This is a genomic window from Enterocloster sp. 210928-DFI.2.20, from assembly GCF_020554465.1.
Lineage (GTDB): Bacteria > Bacillota > Clostridia > Lachnospirales > Lachnospiraceae > Enterocloster > Enterocloster bolteae.
Window position 1 is genome coordinate 28,726 of sequence record NZ_JAJCHK010000031.1, and the last position, 22,831, is coordinate 51,556.

Consider the following 22,831-nt stretch of genomic DNA (forward strand, 5'->3'; position numbering starts at 1 on the left):
TCTTTATCTATTTGGTTCTTATGCGGAAATCATTCCAGAATACGCCGGTAACTCTCCCAGTTACTTGTAACGGTTCCCACTTCCACATTATTGGAATTGCCTGTGGTCTCCTGGATACAGAGCATATTCCCCTCTGCTGTCCAGCCCAGGAATATTACCACATGGGCCATGGGATTAAACCGGATACAGATGTCTCCCGGCAGCAGTTCATCCCTGGCTACCGGTGAACCGCAGCCCAAAAGTGTACCGGTACTCTGGGCCCCCAGCCCTTTTCCGGTGACCGACCAGTATACCCAGTTGATCCAGCCGGAACAATCCAGTCCCTTTAAAAGCCTGCCGTCCTCATCCGGAACAGTCAGTGAGCCGAAGCCATTTCCGGTATAACCAGGTGCTGATGGTTTGCCTCCCCAGTAGTAAGGAATCTTACCTACCGATGTAAGGGCATACCGCACGAAATCTTTACGCTGCCGGCTGGCGTCTTCCGGAACCAGACTCATGTATAATTCAATCTCCTGGGAATTCAAAAGTCCTTTTACCGGATAGTCAACTGTATAAAGACCATATTCCTGGGACCAATCCTGGGCCAGCAGCGCGCCTGCCATGTTTCTGGTATCCGCATTCCAGCCTGTCCAGCCGGAAGCCTTGACAGCTTCCAGTGTATCTGCTGCCTGGAATAGACTGTCTGCCTCGGCAGTGCCTTTGACCACGGCCAGTACCGTACAGTCCACATGGCCCGGACAGGTCCGGGAGCCGTCTGCCGGACCTGTATCAGAATCCCCGGATCCGACGGATGACGCATCAGAAAAACTGGCCACGGCTGCTGTCTCAGCTTCTGCTTCTGCACTGGCTGCCATTGAGCCAACTGGTTCTCCCACAGCTGCTCCTGACTCAACTGCATCAGTTCCAGTTGCTGCTGTTCCAACGGTTTCTGCGCCAGCTACTGCTTCAACTGCTTCAGCACCAGTTGTTTCCGACCCAGCTACTGTTGCTTCAACTGCTTCAGCACCAGCTGTTTGCGACCCAGCTACTACTGCGCCAGCTGTTTCAGCTCCAGCTGCTTCCGTCCCGGATTCATCCGCGTCCCTTCGCCCGTCTGCTGCTTCGTCCAGGCAGCTGCCGTCACAATAATAAATTCCGCCTATGCGCACAGAGTACTTGTGTGAAGCGTTCCACAGCTTGTCCGCACAGTCCTCCATTGTTTTCATATCTTTAAGTATGCCGAAGTAATGCAGGGTATTGATAATAGAAATAATTTCCCTTGCATTGGAAGTGCTTCCGGTTTCCTGTTGTTCGCTGTTTACAAAGTGCACGGATATGTTCCGGAACTCCGGTATGATGCCGGACGGTGAAGTGACGGCTGTCTCCGGAAGTCCCAGCAGGGCTGCAAGCTGCTGGGGCGTATAATTGTACAGGTCATATAGACCCGATATCCACGAAGCGTCCTTTAAAGCCAGCAGATCATAGAGCCGGCCCGCATAGCTGTCAGCCGGATCCGTGGAATCTGCCCCATCCTCATAGAGATAGGCCAGATTAAGTACCTGGGAATCCATCATGTCCGCATTGGAGGGAGTTGCATCCCGGCAGGCCGCACCTGGCGGAAAGAGAAAGGAAGGCGAACCCGGAGCCAGATCTATGTATTGTGAGGTGGTTTCTACGGCCCCTCCCTCAGAGCTGCCGGCAGCGGGAGCATTCAGTCTCCCGCTGTAACGCCCCGCCATATAGGACATTGCGCAGGCGCACACTACAGTCACGGCCAGGGCCGAACACTGCAGAATCTCTCGTTTGTATTTTTTTATCACCTGTATGTAATCGCTTTTTTTCATGTCGTGCGTCCTGTTGTGATTCATAAATCATATAATTGCACCGCCCCTCATTATATCACACAGGCAGGTGAATGAATAGAACAAAAGTCTTAAAGAATCTTTAAAATCGCGCATAAAACAGGGATTATGCCGGGCACCGGCAGGGCGGCTCACCCAAAATATGGTTGACGCATAAAATAGAGTGAGCTATAATATTCACAATCTGTCACAGGAGGGACAGAGACACATAGCAAAGCTAAGCGCCATGCACCTTTTAGCGGGTACGTGAACAGCAGGAACGTCTGCTGCCGTTTATAAGGTTAACGAGGTGGAGAGAGAATCGAGAAATTCGGCGGGTGCTCTCCCATGCTGTCCGGGCGTGTTGCATACTGGAAAATATGCGGGTAACTGCAAAACAAAGCCAGTGTGACCGGATGTATGATATCAGTAAAATGGATAAAAAATGGAATGCTGAAAACTGCCTGTATAAGACAGCTTAGTTTTTTGCTGTCTTTTTCAGGAACAACAATTGCAGTTAAAATAACTGTAACTAACAAAGAAAGGCAGAACAAATTATGTGTGGAATAATTGGATATACAGGCCCTTTGGAGGCCAAAGATGTATTGTTAAAGGGACTCGCAGGACTGGAATACAGAGGATATGACAGCGCCGGTATTGCTTACTTCAACCAGGATTCCCAGGTCAGGAGCATTAAAAAGGTGGGCAAGGTAGCCGCCCTTAGGGAATGTGTAAAATCAACCTGCGAGATATCCCACTGCGGAATCGGCCATACCCGCTGGGCCACTCACGGAGGAGTAACGGACGCCAATGCCCATCCCCACAGCTTCGGACAGGTAACCCTGATTCACAATGGAATCATCGAAAATTACCGCCAGCTAACGCAGGAATATGGCTTGGAAGGCCGTCTTGCCTCCCAGACCGACAGCGAGGTAGCTGCGGCTGTTCTGGATTCTGCTTACAGGGGATGCGGCCAGGATCCGCTGAAGGCTATCGCAGCCTTTACAGGTATGCTTGAAGGCTCCTATGGTTTTTGTATCCTTTTTGCGGACCGTCCCGGTGAGATATATGCCGTAAGGAAGGTAAGCCCCCTTGTTGCTTCCTACACCCACTCAGGAGCGCTTGTAGCCTCGGATCTTACGGCCCTGATTTCTTATACCAGGGAGTATTTTGTGGTCCCGGAGGGCTGTATTGTGCGCCTGACGCCATACAAAGTCCGTGTATATGATATGGACTTTAACCGTGTGGAGCCGGAAACACTGGAGGTCAGCTGGAACATGGACGCGGCCATGAAGAACGGATACCCCCACTTCATGCTCAAGGAAATCCACGAACAGCCGGAAGCCCTTAAAAATACCATTCTTCCAAGGATGTTGGACCGTCTGCCGGATTTTAGAGATGACGGTATTCCGGACTCCTTATTCGCAGAGTGTTCCCAGGTGCGGATTATTGCCTGCGGTACAGCCATGCATGCGGGAATGGTGGCAAAAGCACTGATGGAGCCCATGCTCCGTATACCCGTCACCGTGTCCATTGCATCTGAATTCCGGTACGAGGATCCGCTGATTGATTCCAGCACCCTGGTCATAGTCATATCACAGTCAGGAGAGACCATTGACACACTGGCCGCCATGAACCTGGCTAAAAGTCTTGGCTCTGTCACCCTCTCCATTGTCAATGTAAAGGGTTCCACCATTGCCAGGGAAAGCGATTACGTATTATATACACATGCAGGCCCTGAGATTGCTGTTGCCAGTACAAAGGCTTATTCCGTGCAACTGGCTGCCCTCTACATGATTGGCTGCCGCATGGCCCTGGTCCGCGGGGCCTTTGGCCAGGATGAGGCACGGGAATTTATGACGGATCTGATGGATGTCATACCGGCTATGGAAACCGTTATTGGACAGTCTGAATTTATCCAGTCCTTTGTGCGCCACCTGATTCGTGAGAGAGACACCTTTTTTATTGGAAGAGGTCTGGATTACGCCTTTTCTCTGGAGGGGGCCCTTAAGCTTAAGGAAATCTCCTATATCCACGCGGAGGCATATGCCGCCGGTGAACTGAAGCACGGAACCATTGCCCTGATTTATGACAATGTGCCTGTCATAGCAATAGCAACTCAGGACCATGTATTTGCCAAGACCATTTCCAATATCCGGGAGGTAAAGGCCCGGGGCGCTTACGTCATCCTTCTGGCCAAGAAACAGTCTGTGGTGGAGGATGGAGTGGCTGATATAGAACTTCGGATACCGGACCTGGAAGACCGCTTCACCGTGTTTCCCATTGCAGTGGCCCTGCAGCTGATTGCCTATTATGCTTCCATCGGCAAACATCTGGATGTGGATCAGCCCCGCAACCTGGCCAAATCTGTTACGGTGGAGTGACAGCTCACAGCTCATCTTTTTCTGGAATGGATTCCTGACATGAATTTCCGGAATACAGCATTTTTAGATGTGGTTTAGAGAACTATACGGTATGATACATACCATAACGGTTATTCAAAGAATACTGCATCTGAAAAATAAAAGGAGATACGAGCCATGAAAAGAAAGATTGCTTTACTGCTGATCACAGGGATTTGTCTGGCAAACACCGTGCCCTGCTTTGCGTCCCCGTCAATGAAGGTAAGTGTTTCAAGTTCCGAAGAAAATCAATATTCCACGCTTCCTGACGGGGATACCCTGCAAAAGGATGTGGGATTCAGGCCAAAGGCGCCTGCAAGCCTGGCTGGCGGTTATCTGTTTGGCAGCGGAAATATTACGGAATCATTTGATCTTGATTCAAATGGCGCTCCTGTCAACAAACAGAAAGGTATAAGCTTTAAATATATAAAAAAGGACAATAATACCTCCAAATCCGTTTCCCTGTCCGCAGAACCAGCGTCAGGCCAGTCCCTTTCAAGCAATGCGTCTGTTATAAAATATGGGGAGACAGACTTGTATTATAGTACGGCAGAAGCTAATTCCCTGGCCTGGATTGACGGGGACGTACGCTACATTCTTATGGACATCAATAAGATTGTGACCAGGGATGAATTGGTGGCCATGGCTGAGGATATGATTGATTTGGGTTAAGATTTACACTGACATCAAAACAGATGCAGCAATACCGGCTTTTGCCGGCGTTGCTGCATCTGCTGTTTTAGATGCTTATGTTGACATATCTCCATGCAATTCGATGAAACTACTTCTGTTTCCTCCACGTCTGCTTCACTTTTGCAAAATTCAGGATGACATCCACTGCGCCCTCCGGTCCTGTGACACTGCTGTTAAGACACAGATCATAGCTGCGCGGGTCGCTCCATTTCTTGTTGGAGTAATAATTATAGTAGCTGGCGCGCTGTTTGTCTGTCTTAATCATGATGTCCTTTGCCTTGGACGCGTCTACCTTGTACAGGTCCTGAAGGCGTTTTATCTTGTCATCGTCGTTGGCTGTGATGAATACGCTGACCACATTGGGGTAGTCCTCCAGGGCGTAATCCGCACACCGTCCAACCATGACGCAGGAGGCCTCTTCCGCCAGCTTTTTGATGGTGTCAAACTGAGCAAGGAATATCTTATGGTTAATAGGCATATCGGAATATCCCGATGCCGTATAGCCCATGGAATAGGAATCCATAACCAGTGAGTAGAGGAAACTGCTGGTGGGCCGTTCATCGTGTTTCTCAAACAGCTCCTCGCAAAGTCCGCTGTGTTTTGCAGCCATGGATAACAATTCCTTGTCGTAGCACTTAACACCCATCTTTTCTGCCAGTAATTCGCCGATCATTTTGCCGCCGCTGCCACACTGCCTGCCAATGGTGATAATAAGATTATTTGTCATTCTACATTCCCCTTTCTGCACTGTCTGTCCTGTAGGTCATAAGTCATATTTTATCTATTAAGTATTATAACTCAAAAATTCAGAAAAGTATATAGAAATGTACAAAAAAGTAAAAAATAGTATAAAGCTTTGCGACAAAAGTGACAACTTGTCTATTAAAGTATGTTTTTACTGCGCTTTTTCATCCTGGTTTCAGCTTAAGGTGCAAAGGAGTTTTTCAAAGTATTCCGGCAGGGGCGCTGAAAATTCCATATATTCTCCGGTCCTGGGGTGAATGAACCCCAGGATGCCGGCATGAAGTGTCTGTCCGCAGAGACCGCTTATGGGACACCTGGCAGGCCCGTACACAGCATCCCCCAAAAGAGGATGGCGGATACTGGCCATGTGGACGCGAATCTGATGGGTGCGGCCTGTCTCCAGCCTGCACTCCACATGGGTGTACTGCCTGAAACGGTTCAGAACCCTGTAATGGGTTACTGCATTCTTGCCGTTCTGGTAATTGATGCTCATTTTCTTGCGCTCCACAGGATGGCGGCCAATGGGCGCGTCCACGGTCCCCTCATCCTCTGTAATGACGCCATGGACAATCGCCTGGTACCTGCGGGTGATGGAGTGTTCCTTGAGCTGGGCAGCGATGGAGCTGTGGGCCATATCATTTTTACACGCTATGATGACCCCGGTGGTATCCATGTCGATCCGGTGCACGATGCCCGGCCGCATGACGCCGTTGATGCCGGACAGCTGGTCCTTGCAATGGTACATGAGGCCGTTTACAAGGGTATGGCTGTAATGTCCGGCAGCCGGATGGACCACCATTCCTTTAGGCTTGTTGATGAGGATAAGGTCCTGGTCCTCATAGAGAATATCCAGGTCCATGGGCTCTGCGTCGATTTCCGGCTCCACGGCCTCCGGCACTTCCAGCTCAATCCTGTCATCTTCCTCCACGATATAGCTTGCCTTTACGCCCTGGCCGTTAACCAGGACCTGCCCTGATTTAAGGAGCTTCTGGATGTAGGAGCGGCTTAAATCAGGGCAGGCTTCAGCAAGGTATTTATCAATACGCACATGGTCCTCCATATCCGTTGGATAAAATTCCTGTTTCAAAGGGGTGTCTCCTCCTGTTTGATGTATGATACTACTGTTTTTTCAATGAGAAACATGCCATGTCCTCGTCCTTATAATAAAACATGATTAAAAACACAAGGCAGGCAGCGCCGATGGTTACATAGCAGTCGGCCACATTAAAAATAGGAAAATTAATCAGTTTAAAATACAGGAAATCCACCACATATCCCTGACTGACCCGATCAATCATATTGCCCACAGCGCCTGCGCTTATCATCATCAGGCAGACAGCCAGGGGACGGTATTTTCCGTCTGACGGCATCTTATATATGAGGTAAGCCACGGCTCCCAGCACAAGGACCGCGATGAGAAAGAAGAAAAGCTGCTTTTCCTGCATCATTCCGAAGGCAGCGCCCCTGTTTTCCGAATAATAGAATTCAAATACCCCGTTCCAGATGACAAAGGGCTTCTGGCCTTTTAAGGATTGTACCACCAGTCCCTTGGTCCACTGGTCCAGGCCCACAAGGATGGCGAAACCAATGAGGAAGCTGGCAATCAGGGATTGCTTTTGTTTTGTCATTATGCCTGTCCTCCTATCACATCAAAACCAGCCCTCATCTCATCAGCCGTAACAGTCGTATCCACATACGCCTGTCCAATGGCCTTAAGCAGGACAAAACGGATGACGCCGGCGTCAACCTTTTTATCGCTCTGGGTGGTTTTAAGGACCTGATCCCACACAAGACCCGGCGCAGCGTCAGGAATTCCAAAGGAAAGGAAGGTATTTCTGATGTCCGCCATCTCCTCCTCTGTAAGCATGCCTCTGAGCTGGGAGATACGGGCAGCCCCAATGCAGCCCAGCCCCACGCAGTGGCCGTGGTGCATGGTGAAATTCTCCAGCTTCTCAACCGCATGGCCCAGGGTATGGCCGAAATTCAAAAGAGCTCTTTCTCCCTGTTCCGTGGGATCCTCTTCCACCACACGCTTCTTAATCATACAGCTCTCATAAACCATGGCCTGGCACAGATCCAGATTCCTGGCAGCAATGCCTTCACGGTTGTCCTTCAGCCACTGGTAATACTCCCGGTTCTTAATCAGGCCGTGTTTTACCACCTCGCCCATGCCTGAGGAGAACTGTTCCTCAGGAAGGGTTAAAAGGGTGCGCAGGTTGGCATAAACCAGCCTGGGCATATGAAATGCGCCTACCATGTTTTTATAGGCGTCAAAATCCACGCCGGTCTTGCCGCCTATGCTGGAATCCACCTGTGAAAGCAGGGTGGTTGGAATCTGAATAAAGTCAACTCCCCTGAGATAAGTGGCGGCTGCGAAACCGCATAAATCGCCCACCACGCCGCCGCCCAGGGCAGCCAGCATATCCTTTCTGTCAAAACGCTCCAGAATCAGGTGCTCATACAGGTTTCGCACCGTATCCAGATGTTTATTCTCCTCCCCGGCCGGGAAGGTAAAAACCGAAACAGACTTGCAGCATCCGGCCAGAACAGCGCGCACCTCCTCCAGATACAGGGGCGCCACATTGGAATCCGTCACAATGCAAATTTTGTGTTCCTTAACAGGAAGGCAGGATACTGCCTCCTTTAAACCGTCAAAGGATTGGGTCAGTACGATATCGTAGATAGCCTTCCCATCCCTGCATACATTTATCCTGTCAGCCATGCCAGTGTCCTCCTGATTTTATACAACAAATCGGCAGACACACCAGGTCTGCCGCATACTTGTCCCCTGTACAGGGGCTTCTTTTTCCTTGTCAACTACAAATGGATATTGAGTCCTGAGACATCCATGCCCATGGCGCTGCCTGCGGCCAGGATGTCCTGGAAATCTCCGGACAGTTCCACGGAATCAGGTGTTGCGATGAAGATATAATTAGATATCTTCTGCAGATTGCCGTTCATGGAATAGGTAGCTCCTGAGGTGAAATCTATGATTCTCTGAGCCACTTCTGTATGTATACCCTCCATATTCAGTACCACCGCCTTGCCTGCCAGAAGGTAATCACAGATGTCTCTGGAATCCTCCATGGATGTGGGTTTAATCATCGTCACTTCCATGCTGCGTCTCATAGGTACTACTTTGGGATTGGATCTTCCTAAAAACCGGGGCTTGTCCTGCTCCTCTTCTTCATCATATTCCGTATTCTTCTTTGAGAACAGTCCCTTGCGCGGGGCCTCCTCTTCAAAGTCATCGTCCAGGTAGTAATCATCCTCTTCCTCATCAGGATTTAATCTCATGGTATCCATTAACTTACCTAACAGACTCATCTTACACTCTCCAATCTCTATATGAAGTGCTTACTGGGGGAAACACCTTATCGTGAACCGAAAATACCGGTACCGACCCTGACCATGGTCGCTCCTTCTTCAATGGCAACCTCGTAATCCCCAGTCATTCCCATTGAGAGCACACTCATAGTAACATTATCAATGTTTTTGCCACCTATGTCAACAGCAAATTCAAATAATTTTTTAAAAATTCCACGATTTTCTTCTGGATTATCTACAAAAGGCGCAATTGTCATAAGTCCCTTAATATGCACATGGGGGAAATCCTTAATCTGCATGATGGCATTCTCCACTTCCTCCATAAGGAACCCGTATTTACTCTCCTCTCGGGCCACATTGACCTCCAAAAGAATGTCCACATCCAGTCCGAGCTTTGCCGCGTCGGCCTCAATCTGCTGGGCCAGGCGCAGGGAATCCACAGAGTGAATCAGCATGGCCTTGTCAATGACCTGGTGAACTTTGTTGCGCTGCAGATGACCAATCATATGCCATCGGATATCCTCCGGAAGCTCCGGTTTTTTGTTCAGGATTTCCTGTACCTTGTTCTCACCGAAATCCCTGGCCCCGGCATCATAAGCCTCCATAAGCATGGGAACGGGTTTTGTTTTGCTGACAGCGATGAGAGTCACTTCCTCAGGATTTCTTCCCGCCCTGCGGCAGGCATCTTCAATATGCTTTCTTACTTCTTCCAGCTGATTTTTTATCATATTGTTTTCCTCCCTTATTGGTACAGCAGCTGTCCTTCCTCCACCATGGAGGCATCCAGCACGATGTGGTCGTACACGGACAAGCCGTATTTCATGTTCTTCCGCACAGTATAATATTCACTGTTGGAATCCAGTATATCAATTTGTTTGAAAATAGTATAGCCTTTATTAATATTGTAAACACCCTTCAGGGAAGCAGTCCTCCCAATCTGGTAACGGTCCGAGGATTCGGGCCTGACCACATAATCCCCTGCCTTGAAGCCGTTTTCCTCTCCCATGTCCACGTAATAGAATTCCTCATCCGAATAGTAGACCGTAGTGGGCACGAATACAATGGATGTGCCGTTTTCCGTATAAACTTCCTTATAAAAACCATCCTCCGAGGAATCGCCGCCCTGGGTCATGTACTCCAGCGGTATGAGGTAAAAATTCTTGTCCGTCACTGCGCTGACAGGAATTTTAAGGCCGTCAGCCTTATCCACTTTTATCTCAAAATCCACGAATCGGTCTGAGATAAACTGTTCCATATATTTTGAAAAATCCAGTTTCCCGTAGGCAGCTCCATCCTTTCCTGTAAAGGTGGAATAGGCGGCCGGTGTGCTGAGGGAATAGTCCCGGAATACGACCCGAAGGACAGTCTTGTCATTATAAAGGGCCGCGTCCTCTTCGCTCAGCGGAAATACAATGGACCATTTTTCCGAAGTAACAATTTTATAGGCCGGAGAGCCGCTGTCAATCAAATCCCCGGATTTATGTACTGTCTTGACGTAGGTGCTTCGGTCAAAGGAAGCTGCCTCCACGTCTGACGTTGTCATGGATTCAAAGGAGTCAATTCCGTAAGATACCACTCCCGATACATCGGATCGGACCTGTTCAAAGACAGCCCCTGACTGTTCCGCCAGCTTGTCTAACTGGTCCAGGGTGCTGAAGCTGGAATATTCCATCACTGAGGCGTCCAGGGAAATTCTGGCGTCATAGATGGTTCCGAAATCCTGGTTCTGAAAGGACAGGACAAAGGATGTAAGCTGCTTTTTAAGGTCCGACAGGCTGTCATCGGAAAGAGAACTGCCCTCCTCGGCATTCTCTTTTAACAGCGCCTCCAGGTTCCCAGTCTCGTCCAGAGAATAAATACGGCTTCCCACAGAAGCACGTTTTCCCTCACGCAGATAATAATTGATATAGCCGGAGCGGTCTGCTGTCCGCACCTGCTCCTCACGGAGAATCAGCCCGTTGTAGATTCGGTTATTGACGATTCCGCCGTCCACTACCTCATAGAACTGAATCTTCTCCCGTTTCAGATACGTATAAACGCTGAATACCAGGTAAATAAAAATGATAAAGAAGATAATCATTCCCACGTTGATGTTGAGAGGCCTGCGGTAACGTACGACTTTTTTGTTTTTCTTTTTGGCCATAAATCCGGCCTCCTTTTACAAAATACACATCACTTCACAAAAAGCTGCCCTCCATACCAGGCATTTTAATCCCAGCAGGTTGGCAGCCTATAAGTCCTGTCTGTATTTTATCACAGAAAATGTATCATTACAATGAAATAATCACATCGCCCTTAGCACACTCAGGAAGCTCCGCAGCGTCCATGGAAATACTTAACACAAAGGTTATATGGTATTTTTCACCGATATTTTTCAATGTCATATATGTATCAGAAATGTCTGCTCCCTCCAGGCATGACAGCTTTAAAAAGCTATCCAGGTACATAGTCTCCAAATCGTGATCCTGAGAGATAATACCACAGATAAATCCTAAAAATCCATCGCTGTTTGTAAGTGGGAATTCATTGACATTAATGAGACGAATTTTGTTGTTTAACTCATACATATGCTGGGCACTTTTATCCAGATATACGACAGTGCCGTTGGCCCCCTTGATTGCTGCATTGGCCATATCTAACAGATGTTTGGTCTTGCCTTTACCTTTTTTTCCTGCAATAATCTGAACCATACCAATCTCCTCCTTGAGTTATATATGTTGTATAAAAAATCAATTAAGATTACTCTAATTATAGTATAAATTCATAGAAAGCGCAATCACTATTTGACGATTTTAGAAATTATATTTGTCATGTTATCATATAGGCCGGGACGGCTGTCTGATTTCAGTACAACAGATATATATTCCTTATCATTCTGGTCCCTGGTAGCCATGATGAGACAATAGCCGGCTGCGTTGGTAGTGCCTGTCTTTCCCCCGAATACGGTCAGGCCTTCCGGCGTCTCCCGCTCCCTTGTCATGAACCAGTTTCCGCCTTTCCATGTCTTGGTGACGGCCTGGCTGTCCTTGTCGTGGTAGTTGGCCGTATAGGATGTGGTGCCCACAATCTGCCGGAATACCGGATATTTAAGGGCCTCATTGAAAATGAGATACAGGTCATAGGCCGTGGTATAATGGTCCGGATCGTTAAGCCCGTGAGGGTTTACAAAATGAGTTCCGGTGGCTCCCAGACTGGCAGCCTCCTGGTTCATCATATCCGCGAACTTGTCAATGCTGCCCGCAATGTGCACTGCGATTGCAGCGCCTGCGTCATTGCCCGAAGGAAGCATAAGCCCGTATAAAAGCTGTTCCAATGTCAGGGTATCTCCCGGTTCAATGCCGCACAGGGTTGCCCCGGATTCCGTGATAACAGCATCATCTGTCACAACTACCCGGGCGTTTAAATCGCCGTTTTTAATGGCTACCAGGGCGGTCATAACCTTGGTGATACTGGCCGGATACAGCCGTTCAAAGGCTTCCTTGCTGTAGAGTGTTTCCCTGTCGCTGACATCAAAAAGGGCAGCTGCCTCCGATGTCACATAATTTTCGTCAAAGCTGCCTTCATCCTCCACTACACATAAATCCGAAGCAAAACCGTCTGCATAGCGCACGGTCCGGGACAGGCTGTCCTCCATGACCGGGATTCGCTCTTCCAGGCTGTAGGGTTCCTTAATGCCTGAAAGACAGCCCGTGGTGGAAAGGGCGACAGCCCCCAGAAGAAGCGCACACAGAAAGCTGCGCGTCCGCACTGCCTTCATTACCTGACTACCTCTCGCCATTCCATATCGCCCCTGTCAAGCGCCTTGATAAGCAGTTCGGCAGATGCCAGATTGGTGGCAAGGGGAATGTTGTAGATATCACACAGGCGGACCACATCGTTTACATCCGGCTCATGTGATTTGGGATTCTGCGGGTCACGTAAAAAGATGACCAGATCCATCTCATTGTGCTCAATCTGAGCAGCCATCTGCTGCATTCCGCCCAGATGCCCTGCCAGATATTTGTGAATATTAAGGTTAGCCACCTCTTCTATCAGGCGGCCTGTGGTACCTGTTGCATACAGTGTGTTCTTGCTGAGTATTCCCCTGTATGCGATGCAGAAGTTCTGCATCAGTTTCTTTTTTGCGTCATGTGCAATCAAACCAATTGTCATATTAAATTAACCCTCCTTGGATTAGATATGTCTTGTTTCTCTCTGAAGCCCCACATTGAGCACCAGCCCTATTCCCATAAAAATACTGATTAAAGAACTGCTTCCGAAACTGATGAACGGAAGGGGAAGTCCTGTATTGGGAAAGATGCCTGTGGCAACAGCGATGTTGGCAAATGCCTGGAACGCAATCAGTGTTGCCATGCCCACACAGATAAGGCGGCCGGATAAATCCCTGGCCCGTGCAGCCATCATAAGACATTCATAAATTATTAATAAAAATAAGGCGATGACCACCACACAGCCGATGAAACCCAGCTCCTCGCCGATCACGGCAAAGATGAAGTCCGTCTGCTCCTCTGACAGGAAATTACCATTCTTGACAGACGCTATGGTGGTGTTGAAAAGCCCTTTGCCTTTTAGCTGGCCTGAACCGATGGCAATGATGGAGTTGTTCTGCTGATAACGGGCCTCTCCGTACTGGTCCGGATAAAACCAGGCCAGGATACGTCCTGCCTGATAATCCTTTATGAATGGAATCATACCGTGAAGCAGCAGGTAGACAAAGGTGGCCATTACGGGAATGGTAACAGCCAGGGTTCCTGCAATCCACTTATAGCTTATGCCGCTTGCAAATACGATTCCCAGTACCATTACCATAATTACAAGACAGGTAGACAGATTCGGCTGTTCAAAGATCAATGCCGCCGGAATGGCAAACAGTACGGCTGCTATGGCCACAGTGCTGACCTGATTAATCTTTTCCTGGTATTTCATGAAATACCAGGAAAAGGTTATGATAAGGCCTATCTTAACAAACTCTGATGGCTGAAGCTGGCCGATGGCCGGAACCTCAATCCAGCGCCTGGCGTTGTTCACCACATTGCCCCAAATCAGTACGGCCACAAGGCTTGCAATACACAGGCCGTATATGAGGGTACTGAAGTTCAGGATTTTGTGGTAATCCACCAGGGAAAGACCAATGGCCACAGCCAGTCCTATGAACACTCCTAAAAGCTGCTTGTTGACTGCATCCGCGTTCATATTCGTAGCGCTGCGGATAACCAGCACGCCGATGACGTTGAGTACAATCATATAAAATATCAGCCGAAAATTAAAATGTCTGAAATCATAATCCAAAAACATATTTAATATAGCCCCTTGTTCGATATGGAACGAATCGGTATGTTGGCATGAAGCACAGGCAGTGTCCGGCAGCCGCCCTTTTGGGGACTGCCCTCTGTATCCATCTGTATCTGGACTTTGTCCTTTTCTATCTCCATATATTTGGAAATGGCGTGTATCACGTCATCTTTTATCATCAGTATCATCTCCGGTGAGCAGCCTGCCTTATCGGATACCAGCAAAAGCTTTAGCCGCATCTTAGCTGTCTCTCCGGAACGCCTGGTTTGAAACCCCTGGAACCATCTCACCTTGACACCATCCCTTCTATGCTCTCTTAAGTATTCCGCGCAGCCTGGCAAAAAAGGTTTCCGTCTCACCGGGATTTGTCATAGGTATGCTCTCTCCCAGTATCCTGCGGCAGATATCAAGATAAGCCTGTCCGGCCGTAGAGCCCAGTCCCACCAGAGGTTCTCCCTGGTTGGTGGAAATGACGATGTTCTCGTCATCGGGCACTGCTCCGATGATGTTTACTGCCAGAATGTCCGTCACATCGCTTAAAGACATCATGTCTCCCCTACGGACCATGTCGGCCCGGATCCGGTTGACAATCAAGTCAATCTCGTCTATCTCCGCATGTTCCAGCAGCCCGATGATACGGTCTGCATCGCGGATAGCCGAAACCTCCGGCGTCGTGACTACCAGTGCCCTGTCAGCACCGGCTATGGCATTGTAAAATCCCTGTTCAATGCCCGCGGGACAATCTAACAGTATGTAGTCAAATTCTTCCCTCAGGTCATCAACCAGCTTTATCATCTGCTCCGGATTCACGGATGTCTTGTCCCGTGTCTGGGCCGAAGGCAGAAGGTATAGGTTCGGGTATCTTTTGTCTCTTATCAGGGCCTGCTTCATACGGCAGTTGCCTTCCACCACGTCTACAAGATTGTAGACAATGCGGTTTTCCAGTCCCATGACCACGTCCAGGTTGCGCAGGCCGATATCTGTATCAATCAGCACTACCCGCTTACCCAGGATAGCCAGTCCTGTTCCCACATTGGCAGAAGTAGTCGTCTTGCCTACCCCGCCTTTTCCAGAAGTAATCACAATGACCTCGCTCATGATGAAATCCTCCTGAAAATTACTTTACCTTCCTATTGTACATTAAATTTCGTAAATTTACCAGTATTTTTTTGGCATTAAGCAAAATTTAACATATTGTTTAGGAATGACTTTTTTAAAGACCGCATAACAATGGCCCCATCTTCCGCCAGGGCTATCATGGGTCCCCGCCCCAGACGCTTGTTTCTCTCGTTGAAACGGCTGCTCATATCCCCGATGCGGATTTGCAGGGGAGCCATGTCAAGGGCCATGACAACGGCCTGGGGATTGCCGGACACACCGGCTGTCACTGTACCTTTAAGTTCTCCCAGTACAATGACATTGCCCTTGGCCGTCACCCTTGCTCCGTGATCCACATTTCCTATGATCACGATGCTGGCCTCGGATTCCAGGCAGTCTCCGCGCTTCAGTGTTCCCCGGTAGAACTGCCCTGTCTGGGAGTTCAGTTCCATCAGCTTATCATTCAGTGCTTTCTCACAGCGTTCAATCCGTTCCGCATCCGTGTCCAGAAGACAGAGGACTTCAATCTGTGAGTTCTTCGTAATCGTATCGACAATTGCAAATTCCTGGGCCGCAGTCAGATCCCGGCCCTCCAGGGTCAGGGTCATCTGGACCGAACCCCAGAAACGGGCGCTCTCACTGAACTTTTTCCCGATGGCGTCCAAAAGCTCGCCAAAGGGCAGTTCAGGGTCCAGGATGACAGTCATTCCTGCCTTGCTGCTCTTGATTACAACTGCATTGCGCATACAATCACCTCTTTTGCTGGTTTAGTCACCAATATTTACATTTGATACACCTAATGCACCGGAGCTTTCTATCTGCTCCAGGGTGGTATATTTATAATAATACTCGTACACCTTTTTGCCAAGGGTTGCGGCGTTAGTTCCCGCATATCCGTAAGGAATATTTACAGTCACGGCAATTTCCGGATGGCTGTAAGGCGCAAAGGAAACGAAGAAGGCATGGTTGGAACGGCTCTTGTCCTCCTGGGCTGTTCCGGTTTTGCCTGCCACCTCCACAGGGAGGTCGGAGAAAATACTCTTGGCGGAGCTGTCCGTGATTACCCGGCGCATACCGGTCTGGACCGCGTCCCAGGTACTGTCAGCCGCGTCCACATGGGAGCTGATGGCAGGGGTATAGTCCTTAATCAGGTTGCCGTCAGAGTCGGTAAGTTTATCTAAAAGACTCAGCTCAAATACATTTCCGCGGTTGGCAAGAGCTGCCACATAGCGGGAAAGCTGGACATTGGTGTAGGAATGGGTGCCCTGTCCCATGGCGGAACGCTCCGGGTCCTCCGATGATATCTGGGGCTCGTTCTCGGAAATCTCCACACCTGAGGTGTGATCCAGACCGAAAAGGGTGGCGTATTTGCGCAGGGTGGCAAGACCCTGGTCCGGCGAATAGGTGCCGTCCGGCTTCATACAGAGCCTGTGGGCCAGCTCGGCGAAGAAGTAGTTGCAGGAGTTCTGTATGCCTTCCTCGATGTTCTCGCTGTTATGGCGTCCGGGCCAGATCCAGCACTTGATGGGCTTGGAAATCTGATCGTATATACCGGTACACTCGATGGTGTCCTGAAGTCCTATCACGCCCTCTTCCAGGGCTGCCACAGCCGTGATGGGCTTAAAGGTGGAACCGGGGGCCTTCTGGGCCTGCGTGGCGTTGTTGTAAAGGGGTCTGGACATGTCGTCCTGGAGCTGGCTGAAGTAAGCCGCGTCCACGCTGCCCGACATCAGGTTATTGTCATAGCTGGGATATGTGACCAGGGCCCGGACTTCACCTGTTTTTACGTCCGTCACCACCACTCCTGCCGTACACGGGTCAAGAGCCAGCTGCGCCGGTGTCAGCTCCAGGTTGGATATCTTTTCCTTGATAAACTGGTAGGTGTAGGTGGAATCCCCCATCTGGAGGGCGGCTATGGCCTGGGCGTCATATGCCAGCACGCCCTGGGCATAAAGGGCCAGACAGAGCTCACGGCCTGTTATGACCTCATCGTTAATCAGGTAACGGAACATGCGCTTTGTAAATTTGTTGTCGCTGCGCAGGGATTCGATGACATGGTCCACCAGCTGGGTGAATATATCGTCTGCATCGGAGTATTTACTGGTCACGTCCAGACGGGTGGTGTCCACCCAGTTTCCCGCGATTCCGCTGTAAATATAATCCCTCAGGCTGATAGTACCATCCCTCCACGCCTGGTATTCCGGCGAGGACTGGTCAATCTTATCCTTCTGTATGATCCCCACGGACCCGTCAGACAGATAAGCATAGATATAATTCATATAGGTAGCCATGTCCTTGGGAAGATCGTTCATGGCCAGGGCATGGGAGCTGAGAAGCTCGTTGCGTATCGCCCCGAGTATCTGATCCCTGGATGTCTCGTATTTGCTGTAAATCTGTTTTTCAATGTCGGACGCCCCTTCCTGGGACATATCCATTAGGGACAGCACATTGTTGTTAATCAGCTGGTAATAGGCGTCCTTTACAGGAATGGGTATTTTGGAAGGGTCATAAGTCTTGTCGGGGTCCAAATCATCGTATTGGAGATGGTAGCTGATGATACCGGCCAGCTGCTGCTCTATCAGCTTGTAAATAGCAATCTGCAGATCCCTGTCAATGGTCAGGTACACATCATCCCCGGCCTTGGCGTCCGTCTTTTCAATGATTTCACGGGGACGCCCCATGTTGTCCACATACATCCTGGAGTAGCCCTTTTCTCCCTGAAGCTCCAGCTCCATGGATTTCTCGATTCCGATACGGCCCACAATATCGTTGAGATCGTACTTGTCCGGAGCGTCTTCCGGCAGGCCGGCCGCCTCATCGGACTGGTGCCACTGCTCGTTCAGGGCGGACAGCTGATCCTCCTGAACCTTGCCGGTATAGCCGATGATAGGGGCAAAATAGATGCTGTCCTCATACTTGCGCACATAGGACTGTTCCACCGCAACTCCCTTTAAGTCCGCGGCATTCTCATTGATTTCCACCATGGTCTCATTGCTGATATTGGTGGCCACGGTGGTGGTCTCGTACTTCTGGTATTCGGTCAGCTTCATGGTATAGATAATATTGATCATGCCCAGGGCTATGTTGTCCGGTATGACCAGGGGATTGCCTTTTTCATCCTTCATCTTATCCAGCTCATAATCCACCTTCTTGCGCTCAAAGGCCTCCCTGGCCGTGATGTTGGTGGGATATTTGCCCTTTGGGTCATTTAGGCTTGCGGTGGAGGAAAGACCGTAAAAATTCAGGAAGAAACGGGTTCTGGCCGAATCAGAGCTGGATGTGAAGAACATCTCACCGTTCTGATCAAGGGCAATCTCGAATTTTCCCTCCACAGTCTCACCGCGGCGGTCCAGTATCCGTACCAGGCGGTACAGCATCTGGTTGCGTGAGCTGGGCCTGGGATAATCCCCCAAATCCTGTATGGTGACGGAATAAGCCAGCTCATTATAAGCCAGCCTGTTGCCGTTTCTGTCATAGATGTTGCCCCTGGACCCCGGTGTGGTGACGTTTTTTTCCGTCCTCTGCATATAGGTTTCCTGGTATTCGCTTCCGTCCAGAATCTGCATCTGAAACAGCTTGCCTAACAGCCCGGCAAACATGACGGTAAACATCACGGAAAGGGCAAAGAGCCGTGAGCTGAACAGCTTCTTGAAAAATTCTTTTACAATTTCTAACAGTTCGTCAAACAAGTTTTGTGTCTCTCCTTTTTCCTATATCCTCCACACGTCTGCTGGCGGAAAGGAACAGCCTGTAAATCAAAAGAGTGGTAACTGCAGTAAATATAATCTCCGGAAGCATGATGTTCCTGAAATAATAAGGAAGATTCAGACGTCCGCGGATTAAGAAGCGGAATATATATATATACATGCTGTACCAGATTCCGTTAAAAATACTGAGTATCAGCGGAAGGGTGATGTAGTCTTCGTAATAGTACTTGGTAAAAATGCCGTTGGCATAGCCGATATAAATATAGATAAGGGTATAAAAGCCAAAAGGCCCGCTGTAGAAAAGGTCCAGTAAAAGGCCTGAAAGAACGCCGTAAAACATCCCCGCATTCTTCCCATGGATAAAGCCGAAGGAAAACGTAAGGATTAAAAGCAGATTGGGCGTTGCCGACAAAAACGGGAGCAGGGGAAATACACAGTTTTGCACCGTAAATGCCAGCACGATAAACAATATATTGATGAGTACCTGTTTTATCTTTGCTTGAATCACTGGGCAGCCGCCTCTCCTGTATCTTTGATATCTGTAATAATTAGCACCTCCTGCAGATTATTAAAATCAGCCACCGGAATCAGATAGCCTGACTGGGTCAGGTGGTCCGGGTCAATGGAGACATCCGCAGCATATCCAACCAGGATGCCCGGAAGGAACTTGGTGCTGATGTTGGAGGTGACGATCTGATCGCCGTCCCTGAGAACCGCATCCTTTGAAAAATCCGTAAGCTTAAGACGCCCCTCCTCATAGAGGGTCAGATCTCCTGCCACAATACAGTTATAGGAGGAATCCAGCTTCATGGCTCCCACACGGCTGGAATCGTCAATGATGGAACGCACCGTGGCGTAATTGGCGCCCACATCCGTCACAATGCCCACCAGGCCGCCGTCGGCAACCACGTTCATGTCCACGGCCACTCCGTCGGCAGAACCCTTGTTGATGCGGAATACCTGGAACCATTTTTCTGAATCACGGGCAATGACCCTGGCCCCGATTTTATCATACTGCATGTAATCCTGGTCAAGCTCGTAGAGCTTCCTTAAGCGGTCCAGTTCAAACTGCTCTGCCTGCAGACGGTTATTGTCCTCTGTGAGCTGTACAATCTGGGTCTTCAGTTCCTCATTTTCCCGCAGCGCATCTTTTAGGCTGCCGTAATCCTTTAATTCGTTATAGATGCCGGTTCCCACTGCGTTGACTCCTGTCTGTATGGGAATCAGAAAATAACCCACACCGGTGCGCAGGGGTTCCATGATGCCGTCCTTCAGGGATGTGATGCAGATGAGCAGTACGCACAGCACCGTAAGTCCTGCCAGAATATATTTACTGTGTTTGGTTTCCATGGATAAACTTCCTCTTACATTAAATTCTCTTCGCGGAAACTGAGATACCGCCTGTCTCCGATGACAATGTGATCGATCAGTGTGATTCCCACCAGGTCTCCCGCTTCTTTCAGGCGTTTGGTGAGCAGTATGTCTGCTCTGCTGGGGGTGGGGTCTCCGCTGGGATGGTTGTGAACCAGCACCATGGACACGGCCCGGCACCTGAGGCCTTCGATGAGTACCTCACGGGGCGTCATGACAGATGCATTTACTGTCCCTCTGGCCATAATCTGATCACGAACCATGGCCTGCTTGGTATTCAGAAACATGACCCGGATTTCCTCCTGCTCCAGATGGCGCATATCTTCCATATAATAGTCCGATATTTCCTCCGGACGGCCAAAGTAAAGAGTATGCTCGCTGGCCTTCCGCTTCCAGATGCGTTTTGACAGCTCTCCTATACAAAGCAGCTGGACCCCCTTTACCTTACCAACTCCCTTGATTCGTGTAAAATCATCCAGGGAATGGTGCAAAAGGCCCAGCAGGCCGTCTCCGGGGCTTCCCAGAGCCAGCAGGCTGTCTGCCAGGTCCAGGGAGTTTCCTTCCCTGCTTCCGGTGCGCAGGATGACTGCCAGAAGCTCTGTATCGGACAGGCTGTCCGGACCCAGACTCAGACATTTTTCATAGGGGCGGTCCTTGTGGGGCAGATCCTTAATTCTTATTCTTTCCATCTCTCTCCTAACTACGCACCTCTCCAAGCACAAAGTCAGGAAAATTATATATACCGGTAAATGATGAGTGCCACTGCCACGCCGATGATACTGGCCATGGTAATCTTGATGGTCAGTCCGAAGGTGATGACCAGGATGCCGAAATTAATTACCAGAGGCGAATCCAGCCCAAAGGATTGTCCGAAATTCAGCCAGTTCAGCCAGGAAATCCCTTCTGCCAGCTGTCCCATAAAGCCTCCCAGGACAATGCCTGCCAGCAGCATGATTAAAAGTATCCAGAAATTCTTGTAATGCATGTGTCTTACCCTCCGGTCAGTCAGGCCAAACCCCTGGGCCGCAGGACCTGGGTTCAGCCTAATTAGTATATATTACCATAAGTTTCCTGGGGTGTCATCTTAAGATTTTCAAAACCCCGTCATCCAACAGCTGCTGCAATGACTTGAGTATTCCCAGCTTTGCATGGTACCAGGTCAGTCCTCCCTGGAAATATACGGCATAGGGCGGCTTAATGGGGCCGTCAGCCGAGAGCTCGATGGACGATCCCTGGACAAAAGCGCCTGCTGCCATAATAACAGGGCTGTCGTATCCAGGCATATCCCATGGTTCGGGTGTCACATAGCTGTCCACAGGCGCGGCTGCCTGTATTCCCTTGCAGAAGGATATGACGCCCTCCGGCGTGCCGAAGGTGATGGCCTGGATGATATCGTGACGGGATTCACTGCCGTCTGGCACCACGCCGTAGCCCAGGCGCTCATAAATATTGGCCGCGAATATGGCGCCCTTTAAGGCTCCTGACACCACAACAGGGGAAAGAAAAAGCCCCTGGTACAGCTGCTGGTTTAACCCCAGGCTGGCGCCTACCTCCTTGCCCAGTCCGGGAGCGCTTAAGCGGTAGGACGCCCGTTCAATACAGTCCTTTCTGCCCACGATATAGCCGCCGATGGGAGCCAGTCCGCCGCCGGGATTTTTGATCAGGGAACCTACAATCATATCCGCCCCCACATCGGTTGGCTCCAGGGTTTCCACAAACTCACCGTAGCAGTTGTCCACCATGCAGATAACGTCCGGTTTTATGTTCTTTATGAAGGAAATCAATTCCCCAATCCGCTTCACAGACAATGTGGGACGGGTGGCGTACCCTTTGGAACGCTGTATGGTCACCAGTTTTGTCCTTTCATTTATGGCTGCCGCAATGCCCTCATAGTCAAAGGAACCGTCCTCAAACAGGTCCACCTGGCGGTAGACCACCCCGTATTCCTTAAGGGAACCCACAGAATCCCTGATTCCTATGACTTCCTCCAGGGTGTCATAGGGCTTGCCCACAGGCGACAAAAGCTCGTCCCCTGGACGCAGGTTGCCTGACAGGGCCACATGAAGGGCATGTGTGCCGCTCATGAGCTGAGGACGCACAAGGGCGCTCTCACCGTGGAATACGCTGGCATACACATCCTCCAGCGTATCGCGTCCCAGGTCATTGTAACCGTAACCTGTGGTAGCTGCAAAGTGGATGTCGCTGACACGGTTGTCCTGCATTCCCTTGATAACCTTCATCTGATTGTATTCCGCCACCGCATCAATGGCCTCAAAGCGTTCCCTCAGCGCTTTTTCCGTCTCAGCCGCAAACTCCCTGACTTCCCGGCTGATGCCAAGGCTTTCGTACATCTGGTTCATTCCATTTATATCCATTG

The 22,831-nt window shown here is 49.8% G+C and carries 23 protein-coding genes; 2 read left to right on the forward strand and 21 right to left on the reverse strand.

Annotated features, from left to right (window positions below; translation table 11 throughout):
- Window positions 1-29: 29 nt before the first annotated feature.
- Window positions 30-1,823: an NlpC/P60 family protein gene (locus LI015_RS21825; RefSeq protein WP_227126376.1), complete on the reverse strand. Its 1,794-nt coding sequence runs from the start codon at window positions 1,821-1,823 to the stop codon at window positions 30-32.
- A gap of 554 nt (window positions 1,824-2,377) precedes the next feature.
- On the opposite strand from LI015_RS21825, the gene glmS reads away from it, so the two are divergent.
- Together glmS and LI015_RS21835 are read left to right on the forward strand one after the other, a co-directional pair.
- The gene (gene glmS / locus LI015_RS21830) at window positions 2,378-4,204 is read left to right on the forward strand and encodes a glutamine--fructose-6-phosphate transaminase (isomerizing) (RefSeq protein WP_227126377.1); all 1,827 of its coding nucleotides are present in this window, start codon (window positions 2,378-2,380) and stop codon (window positions 4,202-4,204) included.
- 156 nt (window positions 4,205-4,360) lie between these two features.
- Entirely contained in the window at window positions 4,361-4,894 is a 534-nt protein-coding gene (locus LI015_RS21835) for a hypothetical protein (RefSeq protein ID WP_227126378.1), read from the forward strand.
- Between the two features lie 109 nt (window positions 4,895-5,003).
- On the opposite strand, the gene LI015_RS21840 is transcribed toward LI015_RS21835, so the two are convergent.
- The 20 genes from LI015_RS21840 to LI015_RS21935 form a co-directional block, all read right to left on the reverse strand.
- Entirely contained in the window at window positions 5,004-5,663 is a 660-nt protein-coding gene (locus LI015_RS21840) for a cytidylate kinase-like family protein (RefSeq protein ID WP_002567717.1), read from the reverse strand.
- Window positions 5,664-5,834: 171 nt separating this feature from the next.
- Complete coding sequence (locus LI015_RS21845) at window positions 5,835-6,746, reverse strand: RluA family pseudouridine synthase (protein WP_227126379.1); 912 nt, start codon at window positions 6,744-6,746, stop codon at window positions 5,835-5,837.
- Window positions 6,747-6,777: 31 nt separating this feature from the next.
- Window positions 6,778-7,287 carry a signal peptidase II gene (gene lspA, locus LI015_RS21850; protein WP_002567719.1) on the reverse strand — a complete coding sequence of 170 codons (510 nt, stop codon included), beginning with the start codon at window positions 7,285-7,287 and terminating at the stop codon, window positions 6,778-6,780.
- Entirely contained in the window at window positions 7,287-8,381 is a 1,095-nt protein-coding gene (gene aroB / locus LI015_RS21855; protein ID WP_002573099.1) for a 3-dehydroquinate synthase, read from the reverse strand. Before aroB ends, lspA begins: the two co-directional genes overlap by 1 nt.
- A gap of 95 nt (window positions 8,382-8,476) precedes the next feature.
- Window positions 8,477-8,986 (reverse strand): cell division protein SepF, encoded by a 510-nt coding sequence (locus LI015_RS21860; protein ID WP_002567721.1) that lies wholly within the window; start codon window positions 8,984-8,986, stop codon window positions 8,477-8,479.
- Window positions 8,987-9,033: 47 nt separating this feature from the next.
- Window positions 9,034-9,714, reverse strand: a complete 681-nt coding sequence (locus tag LI015_RS21865; protein WP_227126380.1) for a YggS family pyridoxal phosphate-dependent enzyme — start codon at window positions 9,712-9,714, stop codon at window positions 9,034-9,036.
- Window positions 9,715-9,728: 14 nt separating this feature from the next.
- Window positions 9,729-11,129 (reverse strand): HlyD family efflux transporter periplasmic adaptor subunit, encoded by a 1,401-nt coding sequence (locus tag LI015_RS21870; protein WP_002567723.1) that lies wholly within the window; start codon window positions 11,127-11,129, stop codon window positions 9,729-9,731.
- Window positions 11,130-11,256: 127 nt separating this feature from the next.
- Complete coding sequence (locus LI015_RS21875) at window positions 11,257-11,676, reverse strand: hypothetical protein (RefSeq protein WP_002567724.1); 420 nt, start codon at window positions 11,674-11,676, stop codon at window positions 11,257-11,259.
- Between the two features lie 89 nt (window positions 11,677-11,765).
- On the reverse strand, window positions 11,766-12,743 hold the full coding sequence (locus LI015_RS21880; RefSeq protein ID WP_002567725.1) for a D-alanyl-D-alanine carboxypeptidase family protein: 978 nt from the start codon (window positions 12,741-12,743) through the stop codon (window positions 11,766-11,768).
- Window positions 12,743-13,138, reverse strand: a complete 396-nt coding sequence (mgsA, locus tag LI015_RS21885; protein ID WP_002567726.1) for a methylglyoxal synthase — start codon at window positions 13,136-13,138, stop codon at window positions 12,743-12,745. Before mgsA ends, LI015_RS21880 begins: the two co-directional genes overlap by 1 nt.
- Before the next feature lie 21 nt (window positions 13,139-13,159).
- Window positions 13,160-14,281 carry an FtsW/RodA/SpoVE family cell cycle protein gene (locus LI015_RS21890; RefSeq protein WP_002567727.1) on the reverse strand — a complete coding sequence of 374 codons (1,122 nt, stop codon included), beginning with the start codon at window positions 14,279-14,281 and terminating at the stop codon, window positions 13,160-13,162.
- Window positions 14,282-14,283: 2 nt separating this feature from the next.
- The gene (minE, locus tag LI015_RS21895; RefSeq protein ID WP_002567728.1) at window positions 14,284-14,568 is read right to left on the reverse strand and encodes a cell division topological specificity factor MinE; all 285 of its coding nucleotides are present in this window, start codon (window positions 14,566-14,568) and stop codon (window positions 14,284-14,286) included.
- A gap of 16 nt (window positions 14,569-14,584) precedes the next feature.
- Window positions 14,585-15,376, reverse strand: coding sequence for a septum site-determining protein MinD (minD, locus tag LI015_RS21900; protein WP_002567729.1), 792 nt, complete (start codon window positions 15,374-15,376; stop codon window positions 14,585-14,587).
- A 77-nt stretch (window positions 15,377-15,453) separates the two neighbouring features.
- Window positions 15,454-16,122, reverse strand: coding sequence for a septum site-determining protein MinC (locus tag LI015_RS21905; protein WP_002567730.1), 669 nt, complete (start codon window positions 16,120-16,122; stop codon window positions 15,454-15,456).
- A gap of 21 nt (window positions 16,123-16,143) precedes the next feature.
- Window positions 16,144-19,065, reverse strand: coding sequence for a penicillin-binding transpeptidase domain-containing protein (locus LI015_RS21910; protein WP_002567731.1), 2,922 nt, complete (start codon window positions 19,063-19,065; stop codon window positions 16,144-16,146).
- Window positions 19,058-19,591: a rod shape-determining protein MreD gene (gene mreD, locus LI015_RS21915; RefSeq protein ID WP_002567732.1), complete on the reverse strand. Its 534-nt coding sequence runs from the start codon at window positions 19,589-19,591 to the stop codon at window positions 19,058-19,060. The genes LI015_RS21910 and mreD overlap by 8 nt, the downstream gene beginning before the upstream one ends.
- Window positions 19,588-20,433, reverse strand: a complete 846-nt coding sequence (mreC, locus tag LI015_RS21920; RefSeq protein ID WP_002567733.1) for a rod shape-determining protein MreC — start codon at window positions 20,431-20,433, stop codon at window positions 19,588-19,590. The genes mreD and mreC overlap by 4 nt, the downstream gene beginning before the upstream one ends.
- 14 nt (window positions 20,434-20,447) lie before the next feature.
- On the reverse strand, window positions 20,448-21,143 hold the full coding sequence (gene radC, locus LI015_RS21925) for a RadC family protein (protein ID WP_002567734.1): 696 nt from the start codon (window positions 21,141-21,143) through the stop codon (window positions 20,448-20,450).
- A gap of 44 nt (window positions 21,144-21,187) precedes the next feature.
- On the reverse strand, window positions 21,188-21,439 hold the full coding sequence (locus tag LI015_RS21930; protein WP_002567735.1) for a DUF4321 domain-containing protein: 252 nt from the start codon (window positions 21,437-21,439) through the stop codon (window positions 21,188-21,190).
- Between the two features lie 94 nt (window positions 21,440-21,533).
- Window positions 21,534-22,829: a methionine gamma-lyase family protein gene (locus tag LI015_RS21935; protein ID WP_002567736.1), complete on the reverse strand. Its 1,296-nt coding sequence runs from the start codon at window positions 22,827-22,829 to the stop codon at window positions 21,534-21,536.
- Window positions 22,830-22,831: the final 2 nt, after the last annotated feature.